20 protein-coding genes are annotated in these 22525 nt (G+C 62.9%); 13 read left to right on the top strand and 7 right to left on the bottom strand.

The window, feature by feature from the left end:
* Nucleotides 1–92: 92 nt before the first annotated feature.
* The 7 genes from X757_RS142090 (at nt 93) to phoB (ending at nt 11386) form a co-directional block, all read left to right on the top strand.
* Nucleotides 93–4697: a PAS domain-containing protein gene (locus X757_RS142090; RefSeq protein ID WP_023727292.1), complete on the top strand. Its 4605-nt coding sequence runs from the start codon at nt 93–95 to the stop codon at nt 4695–4697.
* A 496-nt stretch (nt 4698–5193) separates the two neighbouring features.
* Nucleotides 5194–6222, top strand: a complete 1029-nt coding sequence (locus X757_RS142095) for a substrate-binding domain-containing protein (protein ID WP_023670113.1) — start codon at nt 5194–5196, stop codon at nt 6220–6222.
* 96 nt (nt 6223–6318) lie between these two features.
* Complete coding sequence (gene pstC, locus X757_RS142100) at nt 6319–7779, top strand: phosphate ABC transporter permease subunit PstC (RefSeq protein ID WP_023706293.1); 1461 nt, start codon at nt 6319–6321, stop codon at nt 7777–7779.
* Nucleotides 7776–9092 (top strand): phosphate ABC transporter permease PstA, encoded by a 1317-nt coding sequence (gene pstA / locus X757_RS142105; RefSeq protein WP_023683971.1) that lies wholly within the window; start codon nt 7776–7778, stop codon nt 9090–9092. Before pstC ends, pstA begins: the two co-directional genes overlap by 4 nt.
* A 17-nt stretch (nt 9093–9109) precedes the next feature.
* Nucleotides 9110–9934, top strand: a complete 825-nt coding sequence (pstB, locus tag X757_RS142110) for a phosphate ABC transporter ATP-binding protein PstB (protein WP_023683970.1) — start codon at nt 9110–9112, stop codon at nt 9932–9934.
* 41 nt (nt 9935–9975) lie between these two features.
* Nucleotides 9976–10680, top strand: a complete 705-nt coding sequence (phoU, locus tag X757_RS142115; protein WP_023727291.1) for a phosphate signaling complex protein PhoU — start codon at nt 9976–9978, stop codon at nt 10678–10680.
* Between the two features lie 16 nt (nt 10681–10696).
* Nucleotides 10697–11386 carry a phosphate regulon transcriptional regulator PhoB gene (gene phoB / locus X757_RS142120; RefSeq protein WP_031193203.1) on the top strand — a complete coding sequence of 230 codons (690 nt, stop codon included), beginning with the start codon at nt 10697–10699 and terminating at the stop codon, nt 11384–11386.
* A gap of 30 nt (nt 11387–11416) precedes the next feature.
* Here phoB and X757_RS142125 read toward each other — a convergent pair whose 3' ends face one another.
* Nucleotides 11417–12652 (bottom strand): ROK family protein, encoded by a 1236-nt coding sequence (locus tag X757_RS142125; protein ID WP_023683969.1) that lies wholly within the window; start codon nt 12650–12652, stop codon nt 11417–11419.
* Nucleotides 12653–12918: 266 nt separating this feature from the next.
* On the opposite strand from X757_RS142125, the gene xylF reads away from it, so the two are divergent.
* The 4 genes from xylF (at nt 12919) to X757_RS142145 (ending at nt 18033) form a co-directional block, all read left to right on the top strand.
* Nucleotides 12919–13959: a D-xylose ABC transporter substrate-binding protein gene (gene xylF / locus X757_RS142130; RefSeq protein ID WP_023727290.1), complete on the top strand. Its 1041-nt coding sequence runs from the start codon at nt 12919–12921 to the stop codon at nt 13957–13959.
* 144 nt (nt 13960–14103) lie between these two features.
* Nucleotides 14104–15420 (top strand): sugar ABC transporter permease, encoded by a 1317-nt coding sequence (locus X757_RS142135; RefSeq protein WP_023683967.1) that lies wholly within the window; start codon nt 14104–14106, stop codon nt 15418–15420.
* 12 nt (nt 15421–15432) lie between these two features.
* Nucleotides 15433–16230 (top strand): ATP-binding cassette domain-containing protein, encoded by a 798-nt coding sequence (locus X757_RS142140; protein ID WP_023683966.1) that lies wholly within the window; start codon nt 15433–15435, stop codon nt 16228–16230.
* A 156-nt stretch (nt 16231–16386) separates the two neighbouring features.
* A complete protein-coding gene (locus X757_RS142145) occupies nt 16387–18033 on the top strand; it encodes a CHASE domain-containing protein (protein WP_023670103.1) in 1647 nt (548 codons plus the stop codon).
* 39 nt (nt 18034–18072) lie between these two features.
* Here X757_RS142145 and X757_RS142150 read toward each other — a convergent pair whose 3' ends face one another.
* The 6 genes from X757_RS142150 to X757_RS142175 all read right to left on the bottom strand — a co-directional run bounded on the left by X757_RS142150 (nt 18073) and on the right by X757_RS142175 (nt 21553).
* Nucleotides 18073–18315: a YMGG-like glycine zipper-containing protein gene (locus X757_RS142150; RefSeq protein WP_023670102.1), complete on the bottom strand. Its 243-nt coding sequence runs from the start codon at nt 18313–18315 to the stop codon at nt 18073–18075.
* A gap of 82 nt (nt 18316–18397) precedes the next feature.
* Nucleotides 18398–18724 carry a hypothetical protein gene (locus X757_RS142155; protein ID WP_023670101.1) on the bottom strand — a complete coding sequence of 109 codons (327 nt, stop codon included), beginning with the start codon at nt 18722–18724 and terminating at the stop codon, nt 18398–18400.
* A gap of 142 nt (nt 18725–18866) precedes the next feature.
* Nucleotides 18867–19043: a hypothetical protein gene (locus tag X757_RS1000000168630; protein WP_023670100.1), complete on the bottom strand. Its 177-nt coding sequence runs from the start codon at nt 19041–19043 to the stop codon at nt 18867–18869.
* Nucleotides 19044–19172: 129 nt separating this feature from the next.
* Nucleotides 19173–20207, bottom strand: a complete 1035-nt coding sequence (locus X757_RS142165) for a sensor histidine kinase (RefSeq protein WP_023670099.1) — start codon at nt 20205–20207, stop codon at nt 19173–19175.
* Nucleotides 20208–20370: 163 nt separating this feature from the next.
* Nucleotides 20371–20538 carry a DUF1328 domain-containing protein gene (locus X757_RS1000000167045; RefSeq protein WP_023670098.1) on the bottom strand — a complete coding sequence of 56 codons (168 nt, stop codon included), beginning with the start codon at nt 20536–20538 and terminating at the stop codon, nt 20371–20373.
* A 220-nt stretch (nt 20539–20758) separates the two neighbouring features.
* Nucleotides 20759–21553, bottom strand: coding sequence for a response regulator (locus X757_RS142175; protein ID WP_023670097.1), 795 nt, complete (start codon nt 21551–21553; stop codon nt 20759–20761).
* Nucleotides 21554–21765: 212 nt separating this feature from the next.
* Here X757_RS142175 and X757_RS142180 point away from each other — a divergent pair, with 212 nt between their 5' ends.
* Both X757_RS142180 and X757_RS142185 read left to right on the top strand, forming a co-directional pair.
* On the top strand, nt 21766–21969 hold the full coding sequence (locus X757_RS142180) for a NepR family anti-sigma factor (protein WP_023670096.1): 204 nt from the start codon (nt 21766–21768) through the stop codon (nt 21967–21969).
* A gap of 3 nt (nt 21970–21972) precedes the next feature.
* Nucleotides 21973–22524, top strand: coding sequence for a sigma-70 family RNA polymerase sigma factor (locus X757_RS142185; protein ID WP_023670095.1), 552 nt, complete (start codon nt 21973–21975; stop codon nt 22522–22524).
* Nucleotide 22525: the final 1 nt, after the last annotated feature.

Here is a 22525-nt window from a genome sequence, read left to right as displayed (position 1 = left end):
TGAGGGGGTTCGGCCTTGGCTTTCGGGGTGGGAACGGGATGGCTGACGGGACTGTTGGAACACGCGGCGGACGCGGTTCCCGAAAAGGGGTGGTGAACGGCCAGGATACGTCCGTCGGGGTTTCGCCCGAAGCGCTGCGCGAACTGGTCGGGGCCGGCGCCGACTGGGTCTGGGAGACCGATGCCGAGCTGCGCTTTTCCTGGCTTTCGGAGAACTACCAGGCCGCCACCGGCATCGATCCGGCCAGCATTCTTGGCCGTTTCCGCTTCGATTTCCTCAAGCAGATGGTGCACGGCAATCGACACGCCGCCGCGCATCTGGAGGATCTGCAGGCGCATCGGCCGTTTCGCGACTTTGTTTATGAGTTGAAGGGCGGCCGTCCCGGCTGCCGCTGGGTTTCGATCACCGGTTCCCCGCGGTTCGACGGCGAAGGCGAATTCATCGGCTATCGCGGCATCGGCCGCAACGTCACGGCACTGGCCGGTGCGCTGGACGAACTGCGGGAGGAGGAGAGCGATCCGCCGGCCGGCGAGGCCACGCAGCACCTCGCCGATCTCGAGCGGACGATGGATGCCATGCATATGGGCGTCGTGCTGCTTGACGAAAAGCTCGGCACACTCATCGTCAACAAGGCCTATCGCGAGCTCTCCAGGATTCCCGATGGCGCCGTCACTGTCGGCGCGCCGTTCAGTCTGTTGATGGAACTCAACCGCCGCAACGGCATCTACGGCGATCTCGATGAACAGCAGTGGCAGCACTACCTAGCCACCCGCATCGAGGAGATCAGCGCCGGCTCGGTTGCGCCACGCGAATTTCTCCATGCCAATGGCAGGACGATGATGTTCTCCGTGACGGCGTTGTCCGGCGGCAAGCGGCTGTTGACCTACTACGACGTCTCCGAGCTCAAGCGTCGCGACGCCGAGATCGAGAGTGCCAACGCCAAAATTACGGAGACCTTCGCCAATCTTCGCACGATGGTCGACCAGATGCCGATCGGCGTGCTCGTCCTCGATGCGGAGATGCGCGCGGAGGTGATCAACCGCGCCTTCTATGATTTCTGGGAAATCGATCCCCGACGCGCCGGCATCGGCTGCGGCTTCCGCGAACTGATGCAGGCCAGCCGCGATATGGACCCTTACGGTGCTGACGATGCCGAATGGCAGGGCCACATCTCCGAGCGCGAAGCAGAAATCTCGGCCGGCCTGGTGGGCTCCAGGCAACTGCCACGCAATGACGGCCGTACGCTGATTGCCTCGCTGGCGCCGCTCGCCGGCGGCAAAAGGCTGATCTCCTATGTCGACGTCACCAACATGAAGGATCGCGAGGCTGAACTCGCCCAAGCGCTGGAGAAATCGCGGCTGGCCGAGGCGGTGATCAACGGCGTCAAGGACCCGATCTTCGTCAAGGACGACAATCTGCGTTTCGTCTTCGTCAATGAGGCGTTTTCGGCACTGTTCGGACAGAGCCCGCAAGCGATGCTGGGCAGGCCCGGCGGCGACTTCCTCAAGCAAAAGGACGCCGCGCAATTCGAAGACAGCGAACGCGCCGTGCTGGCGACCGGCACGCCCTACGAGGTCGAGGAGACTTTCGACGCCGAGGGCGCCAGCCGCTCGCGCATCGTGCGCAAGAACCGCGTCGGCATGCCCAGCGGCCGCAACTATGTCGCCGGTTTCCTGTTCGACATCTCCGACATGAAGCGCCGCGAGACCGAAGCCGAGGACGCCCGCAAGAACCTCACCACGGTGCTGGAGTCGCTGCCGGCGGCCGTCATCATCTATGACCGCGACGACAAGTTCGTCTTTGCAAACCGCAAGCTGCAGGACACGCTGCCGGAGCTGAAACCGGCATGGCAGCCCGGCCGCAGCTTCCGCGAGGCCCTGGAACTCGGACATTCGGTCGGCTATTTCCGATCGAGCGGCGATCGAGAAATCGATAGGCTCTATGAAGGCGACCCCGATGTCTGGCTCAATGCCATCCTCGCCCGCTATCGCCTGCCCAACTCGTCCTATGAGCGCCTCAATGCGGACGGCCGCTGGTATCAGGTCTACGATATGCGCACCGAGGACGGCACCTTCATCGGCGTGCGCGTCGACATCTCGGAGATCAAGAGCCGCGAAAAGGCGCTGCAGGAAAGCATGCGCCAGATCGACCTGTTCCGCCACGTCATGGACGAACTGCCGGTCGCCGCCTTCATCAAGGCGCAGGATCTGAGCATGGAATTCGTCAACAAGGCCTGGTGCGCGCTGACCGGCATCCCCAAGGAGGAAGTCATCGGCCGGACCGATCTCCAGCTTTTCGGCATCGACGACGCCGAAACCTACACCCATGACGACACCGAGGTCGTCGTCACCGGCCGCGGCCGCGAGATCGAGGAGCCCGTTACCCATCGCGACGGCACGGTGCGGCAATTGATGACGCGCAAGAGCCGGCTGGTGGCGCTCGATGGGTCGGTGCACCTTGTCGGCTCCAGCACCGACATCACCGACGTCAAGGCGCGCGAGCAGGCGCTGGAAGAGAGCATGCGCGAGAACGAGGTGTTCCGCAATCTCATCGACAACGTGCCGGTGTCGATCTACGCCAAGCGCTCCGACCTCAGGCAGTTCAGATCGGAAGAGCACACGTCNAACGAGGTGTTCCGCAATCTCATCGACAACGTGCCGGTGTCGATCTACGCCAAGCGCTCCGACCTCAGGCAGTTCTACGTCAACAAGGGCTGGTGCGACCTCACCGGCCTCCGCAGGGAAGACGCGATCGGCAAGACGGACATCGAGATTTTCGGCGAAGACGGCGAAGCCTTCGTCAACAGCGATCTCGCCGTGCTGCGCACAGGCGATACACAGGAGATCGAGGAAACGGTGACGCTTGCCGACGGCAGCGTGCGCCACCAGTTCGCCCGCAAGGGCGCGATGATCGCGTCCGACGGTTCGCTCTATCTGATTGGGTCGACCACCGACATCACCGAACTGAAGCTGCGCGAGGCCGAACTGCGCGAGGCGCGCCAGCGCGCCGTGCTGGCCGACCGCGCCAAGTCGGAATTCCTGGCCAATATGAGCCACGAGATCCGCACGCCGATGAACGGCGTACTCGGCATGGCCGAGTTGCTGGCCAAATCCGACCTCGATCCCAAGCAGAAGACGTTCACCGATATCATCGTCAAGTCGGGTAACGCGCTCTTGACCATCATCAACGACATACTGGACTTCTCCAAGATCGATGCCGGACAGCTGGTGCTCGACCCTGCGCCCTTCAACCTGCCCGAAGCGATCGAGGATGTGGCGACGCTGATATCGACGCGCGCCAAGGAGAAGGACCTCGAGCTGATCGTGCGCGTCGAGCCGGGCCTGGAAAGCCTGTTCGTCGGCGATGTCGGTCGCGTCAGGCAGATCGTCACCAATCTGGTCGGCAACGCGGTGAAGTTTACCGACGAAGGCCACGTGCTGGTCGACGTGACCGGACAAAGGGGGCCGACGGGGACAAAGCTTACCGTTTCGGTCACCGACACCGGCATCGGCATTCCGCAGCAGAAATTAAAGCTCGTCTTCGAAAAATTCAGTCAGGCCGACACCTCGTCGACCAGACGCCACGAAGGCACAGGGCTCGGGCTCGCCATCACCTCGCGGCTGGTCGAGTTGATGGGCGGCGAGATCGGTGTCGAGAGCGCCGAAGGCAAGGGCTCGACCTTCTGGTTCACCGTGACATTGCCCAGGGCCGAGGAACAGACCGGACGGCGGATCATGCCGGTCGACGTGACCGGCTCACGGGTGCTGATCGTCGACGACAATGCCGTCAACCGATCGATCCTGAGCGAGCAGATGGCGTCATGGACCTTCGATTCCTGCGCCGCCGAAAGCGGACCCGAAGGGCTCAAGGTGCTGGTCGCCGCGGCTGCCTACGGCGTGCCGGTCGACTGCGTCGTGCTCGATTATCAGATGCCGGGGATGAGCGGCGCCGAAATGGCGCGCGTCGTGCGCAACACCGCAGGGCTGGCCGACACGCCGGTCATCATGCTGACCTCGGTCGACCAGTCGCTCGCCAACACCAGCTATCGCGATCTCGGCATCGACGCCCAGCTGATCAAGCCGGCGCGTTCCTCGGTGCTTCTGGAAACGCTGGTCGCCACCATCCAGCGGCACCATCACAATATCACGGACGGCCGTGTGCTGCCGGCGGCAAGCAGCGGTTCCGGCGGCGGCAGGAACGAACCGTCGCCGGCAAAGCCGCCGCTCGCTGCATCGGAACGCGCCTTGCTGCAACCGCCGCCGGTTCGTGCCCGCGCCCGGGCCGCCGGGGATGAACGCCGGCTCGACATTCTCGTTGCCGAGGACAATGAGGTGAACCAGATGGTGTTCACCCAGATAATCGGCGAAACCGGCTACAGTTTCGAAATCGTCGGCAACGGCCGCAAGGCGCTCGACGCCTTCGGCCGGCTTAATCCGCGCATGATCCTGATGGACGTCTCGATGCCGGAGATGAACGGGCTCGAGGCCACCGCCGCAATTCGCCGGCTGGAAGAACATACGGGTATGCATATCCCGATCGTCGGCGTCACCGCGCATGCCTTGAAGGGCGACCGTGAGCGCTGCCTGGAAGCCGGCATGGACGACTATCTGCCCAAGCCGATCAGCCCCAGGGCGCTGCTCGAAAAGGTCGAGCGCTGGGTCGGCATATCAGGCGAAGCCCAACGAGACGCTGGATAGCAACCTGCGGCGCCGCCGGGATTCGGCCGCGCCGCAACAGCCAAGGATATGGTGCGATCGCACCATATCAAAGCTGGCGCCCAGTCAGGACAATGGTCGCAACGAAACCGCTCATTCAGTTACGGGCGGGAGCAAGCGACCGCCGACAAGAAACAGCGTCGAATCTACCCCAACGGACCTGTTTTTGGCGATGGCTCGGCCAAGATTCGCTCTGGTCACGGGCAACGCGCTCCCGTCCGGTTTTTCTTTCTCGGCATCGCGGCCTGCGGTGTGCCGGGACTTGATGCCAGCACGAATTGCGCAAGCGTCTGATTCCAGCGGCAACTTCCATTCCCACAAACCGGCTTAAAGGGTGCGGCCCACAAGACGTCTGTGCGACGTTACCGGGCTGACACGAAACTGTCATGCGACTGTAATAATCGAAGGCTATTGGCCTCAGCGGGCGCCGGTTTGAAGAGGGCGCCAAGAGACCATCTTCCGAACAGGAGCAGGCCACATGAAGAAATTCCTCGTTACGGCATCGGCCGTGGCGGTAGCGTTCGCCGCATCGTCCGGTGTCGCCGCTGCGCGTGACCAGATCCAGGTCGCCGGTTCGTCGACCGTGCTGCCTTACGCCAAGATCGTCGCCGAGCAGTTCGGCGAAACCTTCACCAACTTCAAGACCCCGGTGGTCGAGTCCGGCGGCAGCGGCGCCGGCATCAAGGAGTTCTGCAAGGGCGTCGGCGAAGACACGATCGATATCGCCAACTCCTCGCGCCCGATCAAGAAGGACGAGCTGAAGTCCTGCGCCGACGCCGGCGTCAAGGACGTCCAGGAAGTCCGCATCGGCTATGACGGCATCGTCTTTGCCACCGACATCAAGGGTCCGGACTGGGCGCTGGTTCCCGCCGACATCTACAAGGCGCTCGCCGCCAAGCTGGTGGTCGACGGCAAGCTGGTCGACAACCCGAACACCAAGTGGAACCAGGTCAATCCGAAGCTGCCCGACTGGGATATCGCCGCCTATATCCCGGGTGAGAAGCACGGCACCCGTGAAGTGTTCGAGACCAAGCTGCTCGACGCCGGCTGCGACAAGGCCGCTTTGAAGGCTGCCGGCATCGCCGACGACAAGGAAATCGGCAAGACCTGCATCGCCATCCGCAAGGACGGCAAGGCTGTCGACATTGACGGCGACTACACCGAGACGCTGGCCCGCATCGACTCCAACAAGACCGGCGTTGGCGTGTTCGGCCTCGCCTTCTACGAGAACAATGCCGACAAGCTGAAGGTCGCTACCGTGGAAGGCATCGTGCCTTCGACGCAGACCATCGCCGATGGCACGTACCCCGTGTCGCGGCCGTTGTTCTTCTACGTCAAGAAGGCGCATCTGGGCGTCGTTCCCGGCCTCAAGGAATATGTCGAGTTCTTCCTTGATGACCAGATGATCGGCCCGGAAAGCCCGCTCGCCCAGTACGGCCTGGTTTCCGCTCCCGACGCCGAACGTCAGGGCCAGCGCGACGCCTTCGCCGCTGGAAAGACGATGTAATCAACCGACCGGATCAGGGCGCGGACCAAATCCGCGCCCTGATTTCGCCGCTTGCCGCAACGGTGGCGGCGATCTGAATTTTCCCTGGGGTGGGTGATGTCGTCCTTGCTCGTACTCGCCATAGTCATCGCCATAGGCGTGGTCGCTTTTGTGATCGGCCGCCAGCGCGCAGCGGCGCAGGATACCGGCAAGGTCAAGCCGCATTCGCGCGCGCATTATCATGGCTGGTGGGCCTTTCTGCTCGCGGTCCTGCCTGCCGTCCTTTTGCTCGCCGTCTGGGATATCGGCTCTTCCTTCTATCTCGACCGGCATATCCATGCCGCTTTGCCCGAGCGCACCGCCGACACAAAGGTGGCCAGCGAAGCGCTCGACGCCAGCCTGGTGAAGAGCCTGGCCAAGGGCCTGCGCCGGCTCGATGGCGATACCGCACTTCCCGCTACTTTCGCCGAATTGCAGCCGCTGCTCGCCGCCAAGGGCGTGGCACTGGCCAGCGACACCCAGGACTATATGATCCCGATCGCGGTCGAGGCGAACCAGGTCCAGGACCGGCTCGGCCTGTTCGGCGCCGTGCTGACCTTCGCGCTGTCGGTCGCCGGCGCCTTCTATGCGCTGAGGCAGATCGCGCCGCGCGCCAGGGCGCGCAACAACGTCGAGAAGCTGATGCTGTGGGGGCTGCTTGCGGCCTCGACCATCGCCATCCTGACCACGGTCGGCATCGTGCTGTCGATGCTGTTCCAGACCATCACCTTCTTCGAGAGCGTGTCGCCGATGAGCTTCTTCTTCGGCACGGTGTGGGATCCGCGTTTCGCCGCCGCCGGTTCCGGCGGCAGCCAGGGTCAGTTCGGCCTGATCCCGCTTCTTGCCGGCACGCTCTACATCGCCGCCGTCGCCCTTCTGGTGGCAGTGCCGGTCGGGCTGATGTCGGCGGTCTACATGTCCGAATATGCCTCGCGCGGTGTGCGCTCGGTGGTCAAGCCGGCGTTGGAACTGCTGGCCGGCATTCCGACCATCGTCTACGGCATCTTCGCCGTTGTCACGCTCGGACCGTTCTTGCGCGACCTGTCGGCGGCACTCACCGGCGGCTCGCCCTTCATCCAGGGCCAGAGCATCTTCACCGCCGGCCTGGTGATGGGCGTCATGCTGATCCCGGTCGTGTCCTCTTTGTCCGACGACATCATCACCGCGGTGCCGCGCGCAATGCGTGACGGCTCGCTCGGCCTCGGCGCCACCCGCTCCGAGACGATCAAGCGGGTGATCCTGCCGGCGGCACTGCCCGGCATCGTCGGCGCCATCCTGTTGACGGCGTCGCGCGCCATCGGCGAGACGATGATCGTCGTGCTGGCGGCGGGCGTCGCCGCCAATCTGACGGCCAATCCGTTCGAGGCGATGACGACCATCACCGTCAAGATCGTCAACCAGCTGACCGGCGACCTCGAGTTCAACTCGCCGCAGACGCTGGTCGCCTTCGCGCTCGGCCTGACGCTGTTCGCGCTGACGCTGGTGATGAACATCGTCGCCCTCTACATCGTGCGCAAGTACCGGGAGCAGTACGAATGACCGACATCCCCCTGGACACGATGGCGGGCGCCGTCGCGCGACCGCGCCGCGACATCGGGCTGAAGGCGCGCTATGCCGCCGAACGCCGGTTCCGCATCTATGGCGTGATTGCGATCTCGGTGGGCCTGGCGTTCCTGGCCATCATGCTGATCACCATCGTCTCGAAAGGCTACACCGCCTTCTGGCAGACGACGGTGACGCTGCCGGTCACCTTCGACGAGAAGGTGATCGATCCCTCCGGCAAGCGCGCGACCGACCCTACCGTGCTGATCAAGGCGAACTATCCCAAGCTCGCCGAAAACGCGCTGGTGGCCAAGCTCGGCATCGATCCGGCCAACAAGCCGATGATGCTGAAGCTCAAGGGCTTCCTGTCGGAAGGCGCCCGCGTCCAGCTGCGCGACATCGTCTCCGCCGATCCGTCGGTGATCGGCAGGACGCGTGACGTCGACATCCTGGCTGCCGCGAACCTCGACTCGGCCTTCAAGGGCCAGATCGACCTCGGCGTCGATGAAGCGCGCCGCAAGGTGTCCAACCAGCAGATCGACTGGATGAACAAGCTTAAAGCCGACGGCGTGATGGCCGAGCATTTCAACACCGGCCTGTTCACCTATGGCGCCTCCAGCCGGCCCGAAACGTCGGGCATGGGCGTGGCGATCATCGGCTCGTTCTACATGATGGTGATCGTGCTGTTGCTGGCGCTGCCGATCGGCGTCGCCGCCTCCATCTATCTGGAGGAGTTCGCCAAGAAGAACCGCTTTACGGACCTGATCGAAGTCAACATCAACAATCTCGCGGCGGTGCCGTCGATCGTCTTCGGTCTGCTTGGCCTTGCCGTGTTCATCAACTTCCTCGGCATGCCGCGCTCGGCTTCCTTCGTCGGCGGCCTGGTGCTGACCTTGATGACATTGCCGACCATAATCATCGCCACGCGCGCCGCCCTCGCCGCGGTGCCGCCGTCGATCCGCTCGGCGGCCCTAGGTCTCGGCGCCTCCAAGATGCAGATGGTGTTCCATCACATCCTGCCGCTTGCCGCCCCAGGCATCCTTACCGGCACCATCATCGGCCTGGCGCGTGCGCTCGGCGAGACAGCACCGCTGCTCTTGATCGGCATGGTCGCTTTCGTCGCCGATTATCCGACGACGCCTTTCGATCCGGCGACCGCGCTGCCGGTTCAGATCTATATGTGGGCAAACGAGGCTGAGCGCGCTTTTGTCGAGCGCATGTCCGGCGCCATCATCATCCTGCTCGTCTTCCTCATGGCCATGAACATCACCGCGATCGTGCTCCGGCGCCGCTTCGAGCGGCGCTGGTAGAAAAAAGGCAATTTGGTATGAACATCATGACCGAACAGTCCCTTGAGAATGCAGTGGGCGACAAAATGAACGCCAAGTCGAACGAAGTCATCAAGATGCGCGGCGACAAGGTCGGCGTCTTCTACGGCGAGAAGCAGGCGTTGTTCGACGTCAATCTCGACGTGCGTCAGAACCAGGTGACGGCGCTGATCGGCCCGTCCGGCTGCGGCAAGTCGACCTTCCTGCGCTGCCTCAACCGCATGAACGACACCATCGATTTGGCGCGGGTGACCGGCAAGATCACGCTCGATGAAGACGACATCTACGACAAGAACATCGATGTCGTCGAACTGCGCGCCCGCGTCGGCATGGTGTTCCAGAAACCCAACCCGTTCCCGAAGTCGATCTACGAGAACGTCGCCTACGGCCCGCGCATCCATGGGCTGGCCAAGCGCAAGTCCGACATGGACCAGATCGTCGAGCAGAGCCTGAAGAAGGCGGCGATCTGGAACGAGGTCAAGGACCGCCTGCAGGAGCCCGGCACCGGCCTGTCCGGCGGCCAGCAGCAGCGCCTGTGCATCGCGCGCGCCATCGCCGTGTCGCCGGAGGTGATCCTGATGGACGAGCCCTGCTCGGCGCTCGATCCGATCGCCACCGCCCGTGTCGAGGAGCTGATCGACGAACTGCGCCAGAACTACACGATCGTCATCGTCACCCACTCGATGCAGCAGGCGGCGCGCGTGTCGCAGCGCACGGCGATGTTCCATCTCGGCTATCTCGTCGAGGAGGGCGCCACCGACAAGATGTTCACCAACCCCGACGACAAGCGCACCCAGGACTACATTACCGGCCGCTTCGGCTGAGCCGTCCGGCGGGTGAATTTTCAGGCACGAGGACCAAGATCATGGGTGAACATACCGTCGCCTCCTTCGATGAAGAGCTCGGGCAGATCAGCAAGCTGATCGGCGACATGGGCGATCTGGCAGGCTCGATGGTCAGCGGCTCGACCAGGGCGCTGCTCAATTCGGACAATGCGCTGGCACAGCGTGTCGTTTCCGACGACGCCATCATGGATGCGCGCCAGCGCGAACTGGACGACCGCGCCATCACGCTGATCGCCAAGCGCCAGCCGATGGCCAACGATCTGCGCGCCGTGGTCGGCTCGATCCGCATGGCCGGCGACCTCGAGCGCATCGGCGATCTCGCCAAGAACATCGCCAAACGCGTCGGCACCGTGGGCTTGAGCGTCACGCCGCGCGACCTCTCGCACTCCATCGATGCCATGGCGCAGCTGGTGCTGATCCAGGTGCAAGGCGTCGTCGAGGAATATGCCGCCACCGATGCGGCAGCTCTTGCAAAACTCAGGAATGACGACGAGCGCATCGACGTCAAATACACGTCCGTGTTTCGTGAGCTCTTGACCTACATGATGGAAGACCCTCGCAACATCACCGCCTGCACGCATCTCTTGTTCTGCGCCAAGAATCTTGAGCGCATCGGCGATCATGTCACCAACATCGCCGAAAATGCGTATTATGTGCTGACCGGCCAGCAATTGCCCGCCAATCGTCCGAAGCAGGACGAGACGGCGATGGCCACGCCGGCCTGATGAGGGTGAACTGCCTATGATCGCGCCACGCATCATGGTCGTGGAGGACGAGGAGCCGCTAGGCGTGCTCCTCCGCTACAACCTCGAATCCGAAGGCTATCACGTCGAGGTGGTGACACGCGGCGACGAGGCCGAGATCCGCCTGCAGGAAAACGTGCCCGATCTCCTGGTGCTCGACTGGATGGTGCCCGCTGTTTCCGGCATCGAGCTCTGCCGGCGGCTTAGAGTGCGGCCCGAAACCGAGCGGCTGCCGATCATCATGCTGACCGCGCGCGGTGAGGAAAGCGATCGCGTGCGCGGCCTGTCCACCGGTGCCGACGACTATCTGGTCAAGCCATTCTCGACGCCGGAGTTCATGGCGCGCGTGAAGGCGCTGCTGCGCCGGGCCAAGCCGGAAGTGCTGTCCAGCGTGCTCAAGGTCGGCGACATCGTGCTCGACCGCGAGTCGCACCGTGTCTACCGCAAGAAGAGCGAGATCAGGCTCGGACCGACCGAGTTCCGGCTGCTCGAATTCATGATGCGCCATCCCGGCCGCGTGTTCTCGCGCAGCCAGCTGCTCGACAATGTCTGGGGCGAGACGATCTACATCGACGAGCGAACCGTCGACGTCCATGTCGGGCGCTTACGCAAAGCGGTCAACAACGGCCGCATGCCGGATGTCATCCGTACCATTCGCGGCGCCGGCTACGCGATCAGGGAAGACTAGGATGCTGCGCGTCGCGCCGTTGCCGGCCATTCAGGCGACATGCTTGCCGGATTTGGCCTGAATGCCCGGCGCGAAAATCTCCTGATCGACGAAGCCGAGCGCGCGCATGGCACAGCCTTCGCGGATCAGCGGCAGCTCGTTGGGCTCGGTGTCGAAGGAGATCGATTTCGAGTGCTGGCCGCCGGCGGTCTGGGCGATCGCTTCGCGCAATGCCGGCTCGATCAGGTCGAAGGCGGCGGCGCTGACGCCAACCATGGCGACAGGCGCCGGGTCGATCAGCGCAAACAGGCTGCCGAGGCCGAAGCCGAGCGCCTCACCGGCCTTGCGATAGGCTTCGCGCTCCGGGCCATCGGTTTCGCGGGCGCGCGCGGCGAGTGCGCGCATATCAGCGTCGCCGATATCGACCGGCTCGGCATCTTCGCTCATCATTTTGGCGCTGCGCCAGATGGCGTAGTTTCCGGCATAGGCCTCGACGCAGCCGCGCCGCCCGCAGCGGCAGAGCGCGCCGCCCGGACGGTGGATCATGTGGCCGAACTCGCCGCCCGAGGAATGGGTGCCGGTGAACAGTTCGCCTTTCAGCACCAGCCCCATGCCGATGCCGTGCGACAAGAGGATCGCGATGAAATTGTCGCGGTAGCGCTCGGGCTGGCGCCATTGCAGGGCCACCGCCATCATATTGCAGTCGTTCTCCATGGTGGCAGGAATGCCGAATTCCGCTTCCAACATGTCGGCGAAGGCAATGTCGGTCAGTGGCGTGATTGGCGACCACAGCATGGCCCGCGCCTGCGAATCGGTGATGCCCTGGATGCCCATGGCAATGCGGGCGATGCTCTGGACATCGAGGTCCGGGTCCGCGAGACGCCGCCCGACGATTGCTACGCATTCGCCGATCAGCTCGTCGCGCGGCATGGTCAGCGTGTCGAGCCGGCGCTGTTCTTCCGCGACCACCTGGCCGGCATAGTCGATGACGGTGACGGAGAGGAAGTTCAGCGACAGCACCACGGTCATGACCGCCGCCGCTTCCGGGTTGAGGCCAAGGCCGACCTGCGGCCGGCCGCGTTTCAGCGAGCCGGTCTCGCCAGGCTTGCCTTCAATCAGGATGCCTTCTTGAATTAGATCAGACGAGATTGCCGATATCGTCGAATGGCTGAGGCCGGTGGTCGCCGCAATCTCGGTCCGCGACGGCTGGCCGGCCCGGCGCACGGCCGAAATCACCATCGCACGGTTGCGACGGCGCAGATCGTCGTGGCGGATCCCAACCGACATTTGTTTTCCTCCCGGCCTCCTCGCGCCTCATGATAGTGAAGGCGTTCGACGGCACCAGCCAAATATTGGCAGACGCCGGCAGCCCTGTCATTGTTTATTGCGGAGCTCGAAAAAATTCGGCAACGCTATCAGAATCCATCATAATCGATGTTGACAGTGCCTTATCATTGAACCAGTATTTTTTCGAGGCTCGAAAAAATGGAGCCTCTTTGTGCAGGCCTTCGGGCCGGTTTTGTCGCGCCGTGGGCGGCGCAGGGAGGGTTATAATGAACAGATTTGCAGCCGCCATGCTGGCGGGTGTCGCCATGTCGCTGGCGCTGATGTCGGTCGCGCAGGCGAAGGACAAGGTCATCGGCGTGTCGTGGTCGAACTTCCAGGAAGAGCGCTGGAAGACCGACGAGGCGGCGATGAAAACGGCGATCGAAGCCGCCGGCGACAAGTACATTTCGGCCGACGCGCAGTCCAATCCCGGCAAGCAGCTGACCGACGTCGAAAGCCTGATCTCGCAGGGCGCCAACTCGCTGATCATCCTGGCGCAGGACGCCTCGGCCATCGGCCCGGCGGTGCAGAAGGCGCTGGACGAAGGCATTCCGGTCGTCGGCTATGACCGCCTGATCGAGAACAAGGACGTTTTTTACCTGACCTTCGACAACAAGGAAGTCGGCCGCATGCAGGCCCGCGAAGTGTTCAAGGCGAAGCCCGAAGGCAACTATGTCTTCATAAAGGGCTCTGGCTCGGATCCGAATGCCGATTTCCTGTTCTCGGGCTCGATGGAAGTGCTCAAGGAAGCCATCGACTCGGGCAAGATCAAGAATGTCGGCGAGGCCTATACCGATGGCTGGCTGCCGGCCAACGCCCAGAAGAACATGGAACAGTTCCTGACCGCCAACGACAACAAAGTCGATGCCGTGGTTGCGGCCAATGACGGCACCGCCGGCGGCGTTGTCGCCGCGCTGACGGCGCAGGGCCTTGCCGGAACGGTTCCGGTCTCGGGCCAGGACGGCGACCATGCCGCCCTGAACCGCATCGCGCTCGGCACGCAGACGGTGTCGGTGTGGAAAGACGCGCGCGAACTCGGCAAGAACGCCGCCGAGATCGCCTCGCAGCTTGCCGATGGCAAGAAGACGGGCGACATTGCCGGCGCCAAGGACTTCACCACGCCTGACGGCAACACCGTCAAGTCGCTGTTCCTGACCCCCGTCGCGATCACCAAGGACAACCTCAACGTCGTCATCGACGCCGGCTGGATCAAGAAGGACGAAGTCTGCACAGGCGTCGCCGCAGGCAGCGTCGCGGCTTGCAACTGATCTCGACGACTTGAAGAAATGAGGCGCCGCGGCTGTCAAGCCGCGGCGTTTTCTCTACGAGAATTGTGTGTTTCCGCCATCGGCGGCAAACTTCTAGGCTGTGGTCCGGCATCCGCGCCAGACGGCAAGCCGCTGGAGGACATCATGACCGACACGACCTCAAATCCGCAGGCCGATACGGCACGAGCGTCTGAACTCGGCGCGGTCGCCCGGTTCCTGAAGGCGACCGAGCTCGACACGCGCATGCTCGGCATGGTCGGCGCGCTGCTGGTCATCTGGGTCGGCATACATATCCTGTCGGGCGGGCTTTTCCTGACGCCGCGCAATCTTTGGAACCTGTCGGTGCAGACGTCCTCGGTCGCGATCATGGCGACCGGCATGGTACTGGTCATCGTCATGCGCAACATCGACCTTTCGGTGGGCTCCGTCGAAGGCGTGATCGGCATGATCATGGGCGTGGCACAGGCCGAATTCCTGATTCGCGTCATCGGCTTCCAGCTTGGAAACCCCTGGCTCTGGGTCGTCGCGCTTGCCGCCGGCGTGGTGCTTGGTCTGCTGATCGGCGCGTTCCAGGGCTTCATCATCGCCTATATGCAGGTTCCGGCCTTCATCGTGACGCTTGGTGGCCTGCTGGTCTGGCGTGGCATGGCATGGCTCATCACCAGCGGGCGCACGGTCGCGCCACTCGACGCCACCTTCCAGCTGATGGGCGGCGGACCACGCGGCTCGATTGGCGCCGCTGCCAGCTGGATCGTCGGCATCGTCGCCTGCGCGGCGGTCGCCTTCGCGCTGCTCAACGGTCGCTCACAGCGCAAGCGCTTCAGCTTTCCACTGCGCCCCGTCTGGGCCGAGACCTTGCTTGGCGTGGTCACTTGCGCGGCCATCCTCGGCGCCGTGTGGATCGCCAATTCCTATCCATGGCCGATCGGCATCGTGCGCCAGTACGCACAGCAGAACGGCATCACCGTTCCCGAAGGCGGGCTGTTCATCGCGCATGGCATCGCCATACCGGTGCTAATGGCGGTGATTGTCGGCATCATCATGACGTTCATCACCAAGCGCACGCGTTTCGGCCGCTATGTCTTCGCCATCGGGGGCAATCCGGAGGCAGCGGAACTCGCCGGCATCAACACGCGCTGGGTGACCATGAAGGTGTTCATGATCATGGGTGTGCTGGCTGCAATCAGCGCGGCGATCTCGTCGGCCCGTCTCAATGCGTCAACCAATGCGCTGGGCACACTGGACGAGCTTTTGGTGATCGCGGCCGCTGTCATCGGCGGCACGTCGCTCGCGGGCGGCGCCGGAACGGTGATGGGCGCCATGCTCGGCGCGCTACTGATGCAGTCGCTGCAATCCGGCATGGTGCTGCTCGGCATCGACTCGCCGCTGCAGAGCATTGTCGTTGGCGCTGTCCTGGTCATCGCCGTCTGGCTCGACACCGTCTACCGCAAGCGCGTCTAGGGAGGAACGATTATGGAAAAAACTGCTCCCACCGGTACGCCACTGATCGACATGCGCAACATCTCGATCGCGTTCGGTGGCATTCGCGCCGTCGACGATGCGTCCATCGATCTTTTCCCGGGCGAAGTGGTGGCGCTGCTTGGCCACAACGGCGCCGGTAAGTCGACGCTGATCAAGATCCTGTCGGGCGCCTACAAGCGCGATGCCGGCCAGATCTTGGTCAACGGCCAGGAGGCCTCGATCTCCAATCCGCGCGACGCCAAGAAATACGGCATCGAAACGATCTACCAGACGCTTGCGCTGGCCGACAATGTCGACGCTGCCGCCAACCTCTTCCTCGGCCGCGAACTGATGACCGCGTGGGGGACACTCGACGATGTCGCCATGGAGGCCGAGGCGCGCAAGGTGATGGGCCGGCTCAATCCGCGCTTCCAGCGCTTCAAGGAGCCCGTGATCAAGCTATCGGGCGGCCAGCGCCAGTCGGTGGCGATCGCACGCGCCATCCTGTTCAACGCCCGCATCCTGATCATGGACGAACCGACGGCCGCGCTTGGGCCGCAGGAGACGGCGCAGGTCGGCGAACTGGTAAAGCAGCTCAAGGCCGACGGCATCGGCATTTTCCTGATCAGCCACGACATTCACGACGTGTTCGAGCTTGCCGACCGGGTCTGCGTAATGAAGAACGGCCAGGTCGTCGGCACCGCGCTCACCACCGATGTGACGCAGGACGAAGTGCTCGGCATGATCATCCTGGGAAAGTGCCCGCCCGGCGCCATTCCCGGTCCGGGTGCGCTGAAGATCGCGGCCTGAGACCACGCTATCGTCAGCTGTCATGTTCACTGATGCTCGAGATCGATAAGCCGGCTAAATATGCATGATATGCCAGCTGTCATTATGGCTTGGCCGCGCCATTGTCTTGCCGCGGCGACTTGCCCATAAAGGTCCCGAACCGTCCATGGGCCTGCGTTGAAGAAGTTTTTCCCGATCCTTGCCTTCATTGCCGTTGCACTGATCAGCCTGACGATGGCGGGCTTCGCCTATTTCGCGACCCAGGAAGCGGCGCGCATCAAGTTCGAGGCGACGGCCGACGACGCGCTCAACCGCATCGAAAGCCGTATCGATCTGCATCTGTCACTGCTGCGCTCGACGCAGGCGCTGTTCGACGCCCGCAATGGCGAGATTTCAGGTAGCGAATTCAAGGCCTTCTTCAGCGCCCTCGATGTCGATAACAATTTCGCCGGCCTGCGCGGCATCGGCTATCTCAGGCTGGCCAAGACCGGTGACGAAGCGGCGGTCGAGCGCGACATGTTGCGCGACCGCGGCGCCGCCCACACGGTCTATCCGGACACGACACAGCCATGGCGCACGCCCGTCGTGCTGTTCGAGCCGCTCGACCCTGCCAACGAATCCACCATCGGCTACGACATGTTCACCGAGCCGGTGCGGCGCGAGGCGATCGAAAAAGCGATGGCCGATGACGCACAGCACGCAAGCGGTCTGGTCCAGCTCGGCCAGGACACTGGCGCGGCGCAGACCTTTACCGGTTTCCTGGTCTTCGTCAGGCTCAATGTCGAAACCGCGCCGGATGGTATCAATGCGTCCAGATCATCGACATCAGGCCTTCTCTACGCGGCCTTCCGCGCCCGCGACCTGTTCCAGACCGCGCTCAGCCGCACGCCTTTGCTGCCGGTCAACACCGCGGTCTATGACGGCACGGCCGACGCCGACAATCTTCTGTTCCAGTCGGAAACGCCGCCGGTTGCGAGCTTTGGCGACAGGCTGTTGGTGACGCGCAAGATCATCGTCGCCGGTCGGCCGTGGACGGTGCTGTTCCGGCCGACAAGTGCATTTTCGCAACCGTCCTCGCGCGCCATTCCGGTCATGCTCGGGCTGTTCGGCCTGCTTCTGGCCGGGGCCATCGCGTTGGTGGCGCGCTACCAGGAGCGCGCCTACGACGCCAAGTCGCTGCTGCATGAAACGACGGAAAAAAGCCTGCTCGAAAAGGATTTGATGCTGCAGGAGATGAAGCATCGGATCAAGAATTCGATCACGCGGGTGCTGGCGATTGCGCGCCAGACGGCAGCGCAAGCAACCGACGTGAAGGAGTTCTCAACTTCCTTCTCAGCCCGCCTGCAGGCAATGGCGGCTTCCCAGGATATGCTGACGCGTTCGCGCTGGCAGAAGGCCGATCTTGGCGACCTGCTGCGCATCGAGCTCGGCCAGGTGTTCGGCAAGGAGCTTCCGGAAGGGATATTGTCAGGGCCTCAGGTGCTGCTCGACGAGAGGACGACGCAGGCGCTTGGCCTGACCTTTCACGAACTGGCGACGAATGCGCTGAAATATGGCGAGGCCGGCAATTCCGTGGGTGCGCTCAAGGTCGACTGGTCGTTCGAGGGGCGCGGGTCCGAGCGGATGCTGGTTCTGAACTGGCGCGAGGCCGGGCAGAAGGAACTCGAAGCGCCGGCGAAGACCGGCTTCGGCACCAAGCTGATCGACCTCAATGTCACGCGCGAATTGCGCGGCACGATTGCCCGAGATTTTCGCATCGATGGGCTTACGGTGGAAATCAGGATCCCGCAGCCTGATGCAGTCAAACAAACGGAGACCGGCTGACCGGTCTCCGTCGCGATTGTCTGACGCTTTTGAAGCGGATCAGCAGCGAGCGGTGTAGAGCCGGCCGCGATTGTCGCGATACTGGCAATAGCCGTTGCGCAGGTTGCGCACCAGCAGGCCGGAACCGGCGCCAACGGCTGCGCCGATCAGCGCACCCTTGCCGCCGCCGATCAGTCCGCCGGCCAAAGCACCGACACCGGCGCCGACACCGACATCCTGCTCGGTCGTGCTGCAGCCGCTGACGGCGACCACCGCAACCATGGCAATAATCAATTTCCGCATAGAATCTCTCCTCACTTTGTCCTCACTTTAGTAAGCTCCAGCCGCTATTTAGCACGAAACAGCAGCCTTTGCCCGCTCGATCTTATTGTTGGCTAAGAGAGTCTTTTTCGCGGCGCGTGGCGTTCGACGCGACCACGACACTGGAAATCTGCAAAGACGCGTCGAGGGTGCCGTCCGGGCGCACGTTCCAGACGATCTGGTCGTAATCATCCTCCAGCGCGGGGTCGACCGTAAGACATTTGGCAACGACGTGCTCGGCCTGACCCTGCACGTCGCCGGCAGCGAATGGACGTTCTGCCGTGCATGCTTCGGCGGTTTCGAAAACACTGACCGGCACCGGCAGTTCACGACATTCGGTCATGTTGTTCGAACAGCCAATTACCAAAAGCAAAGCGGCGATGTGTTCCACGGCGATACGTCCTCTCGCCATAAGAACGGTCCACAGCCGTCAAAGTTCCTGTGCCGAAAGGGGCGTTAATAATTGGTCGGCTACGAGCTGGACAGCTTCTGAGCCAGGCTGCTTGGGAGCAGCGTGAACCTGAGCATCTGGCTCAGGCCAATTGCGACGCCACGATCAGCACAACAGCGGCGACGAGCGCGACAGCGGCGACGCGAAGCAAGGGATGCCAGGCGTGCTGCAAAGGCGAGGCTGAAGCGTCAGGATCCTGAAAGCCGCTCATGGACACCCGGGCGGCCTGCTCCAGCCTGTTCATATCGGCAACCGTCATGATCATTCCTCCCATACTCGCGTTGCAGGCTGCGGCCGAAACATCGGTTGAATCGGTCAAGATCCAGCAATCTCTGGGAACCACAGCATCGGATTTTATGGTGAACAGCCGGTTAAGGAATCCCGCCGCTCATTCGGTTTCGAAATTGCCGTGCGGAACGACGAGGCGATATTCGAGGCGGTCACTGGTGATCTCCAGCGTCGCCGTGCCGTTCAGCGATGCCGGCACGACACGTTCGAGGGCAACGCTGCCGAAGCGTTTCTCGGTGCGCCTGTTATCATTGGCGACAATGGCCTCGACCCAGGTCAGCGACAAAGCCGGCTTGTCTGCGGCCTCTGCGACGTTCGACAGATCGGCGGTTACCTCGACAAAGCCGTCCGGCCGCGCCAGGGCGCCGTAGCTGAATGAATTGACGGCGAGTTCGTGCATTGCCAGTCCAATATGAATGGCCGCGTTGGGATTGAGGTAGGGGTTGACGCCATTGAAGCGCAGGCTCTGCGCGGGATCGGCGCCGTAGCGAACGACCTGGCCGCGGATAAGCTCGCGAAGTGCTGCACCCCGCCAGTTCGACGACGTTACCAGATCCTGGGAGGAAGCCAGTGACTGCAGGCGGCCGCGAAAGCGCTTCAGGAAATCGTCGGGTGTCTCGGAATAGCGGCCGGTCTGGGTGGCAATACTCTGGATGATGGCCAACAGGTTCTTGGAGCGGTGGCTGACTTCGCGCAACAGCGTCTTCAGCGTCTGTTCGCGGCGTTTCTGCTCGGTGGTTTCCACCATCGTGGTGACGACGCCCTGCACGTCGCCGCGATGGCCCCGATCGGCATCGACCCATACCTGGAACCAGCGCATGCCATCACCGGTGGGAACACTCAGTTCAAGGCGTTCCGGATTGCCGGAAGCGATCACATTGCTTTTGGCGGCGGCGATTTGCTCAGCTTGCGCCGGTGGCAACGCGCCGTTGCTGTCGGCTGTGTCGGAAACCCACGGCGCACGCATGTTGCGGGCCCATACAGTCTTCAATTCACGATCCTGATAGAGGACGGAAATGCCGGCATTGTGCAGAGCGTGAAGCAAGGCCCGGCCAAGCTGCATTCCGCTTTCAGCCGGGTGCAGTGCGATCACCTCGTCGCCCTGTCCGCTCTCGCCTCCGCCAATGGAACGCATCAATCACCTGTCCACCTGATCAGGACCGAACGATTCACTTGGACTCAGTTCCTGAGTAGGTCCCCAGAAAAGGTCCGCCGGACGATGTCCCGTTGGAGGACATCGCCCGGCGGTGGCTGGAAACCGTTTGAGGGGTGCGGCTTCCAGTGTTCTTCGCCCGCTCCTACGATGCCCGTCTGAACAGGCCGGCCAGAAGCGAGATGACGAGGAAGGCGAGAAAGATGAAGAACAATATTTGCGCGATACCGGCCGAGGTACCGGCGATGCCGCCGAAACCAAGCGCGCCGGCGATGATCGCCACGACGAGAAATACGAGCGCCCAGTAGAGCATGATCTGTCTCCTTCCGATACTGGATCAAGAACGTGAGTGATTGCTGTTTGTTCCACCATTTGCCGAAAAAGAAGGTCTTTGGAAGAGGCCCGGACGCGAATTGATTCGCGCGCGTGAGCGCGATACGGCGCGACGGGCAGCCGCCGATCGCCGGGTTAGGCGATCGCCAGTGCCGCCAACGCTGCGAGGCGGCGAAAAGTTGGAGATTGAAGGCCCTACTTCACGCGGCGGCCTTGGCCTGCCGGTCGAAGAACAGCGCTTGGCTGATCAGCGCCTTGACCATGTCGGGATTGAACGGCTTGGTGACGAGGAAGGCCGGTTCAGGCCGCTCGCCGGTCAGCAGACGTTCGGGGAAGGCGGTGATGAAGATTACCGGCACCGAAGTCGACGACAGGATTTCGTTGACCGCATCGATACCCGAGCTGCCATCGGCAAGCTGAATGTCGGCCAGCACCATCTTCGGCCTTGTCTTGCCGAACATCGCCACCGCCTCGGTATGGGTGCGCGCGGTTCCGACCACGTGGTGGCCGAGGCTCTCGACCATTTCCTCGATGTCCATGGCGATCAGCGGCTCGTCCTCGATGATCAGCACATCGGTCGCCACCTGGCGAGAGATCTCGTTGCTCGCCTGGGCAAGCAGTTCGGAGAATTCCTTGGCGTCGACATCGAGAATTTCAGCTGCCTCGTCTTCACCGAAGCCTTCGACCGCGACCAGCAGGAAAGCCTGGCGTGGCCGTGGCGCAATGGCGTTCAGATTGGCGGCGGCGCGCTGCTCCCATGCCGATTGCGCCTGCTCCTGCGGAACGCGGATGGCAATGGAGGTGAACAGTTTGGCGAATACCTTGTAGAGCGCGATGCGGTCGCTTGACGCTTGCGGGAAGATGTCGACGTCGGCGATGATGGCTTCGAGCATCGCGGCGACCAGCGCATCGCCACTCTCCTGCGATCCGGATACGGCGCGTGAAAAGCGGCGCAGGAACGGCAGGTGCGGAGCGATGGTTGCGGAAAGGCTCATGGTAGACGTCTCCCTCAGATGACGTGATTGCATAGATTGCAGGTCAAGCTGATTGCAAGCCCCAACACCCAAACGCGGGTTTTGCGAAAAAGTTCCGACACTTGTGGAACGAAACTGCACGGGCGACGTTTGTGGTGCGATGGGCAACCAGACGAGGGGGCCGCTTTGCGTTGTGTAATGGGGCGGCTCGGGGCGCTGGATTTAAGGGCGAAATGAAGGACATGAATAAAGAAACGCTGGCTGGCGCCGCTGACAGGCGCCGGGCCAATTCCGGCGACCCGCTCGGGGCGAATTCGGAAATTGGCCGTAAACTCAAACAGTATTATGACGAGCTGGTCTCGGACAATGTGCCGGATCGCTTTGCCCAGTTGCTCAGCCAACTGGAAAAGGCCGAACCCGCACAGAAGAAGGACTGAGGCATGGCAGCTGTCTCACAAGGGTTCAAGACCGACCTGCTCGGCTCGATCCCGAGCCTGCGGGCTTTTGCCGTGTCGCTGACGCAGAATGCCGACAAGGCCGACGATCTGGTGCAGGAGACGCTGGTCAAGGCTTGGGACAAGCATGAGAGCTTTCAGCCCGGCACCAATCTCAAGGCATGGCTGTTCACCATCCTGCGCAACGAGTTCTATTCCCAGATGCGCAAGCGCGGCCGCGAGGTGCAGGACAGCGACGGCATCATGACGGCCAGGCTTGCCGTTCATCCGGCTCAGCACGGCCAGCTTGACCTCAAGGATTTCCGCGGCGCGCTCGAGCAACTCCCCGAGGACCAGCGCGAAGCCATCATCCTCATCGGCGCTTCAGGCTTTTCCTATGAAGAGGCCGCCGAAATCTGCGGCTGTGCGGTCGGAACGATCAAGAGCCGGGTCAGCCGGGCCCGCACGCGGTTGCAGGAGATCCTCAAAATCTCCGGCGAAGACGAATACGGGCCGGACGCGATCTCGTCCCAGGTGACGGGTTCAAACGCTGCCTGAC

This window comes from Mesorhizobium sp. LSHC412B00 (assembly GCF_000503035.1).
GTDB lineage: Bacteria > Pseudomonadota > Alphaproteobacteria > Rhizobiales > Rhizobiaceae > Mesorhizobium.
Note: the sequence above shows the minus strand (reverse complement) of the source record. Positions and strands in the feature narration are given on the sequence as shown.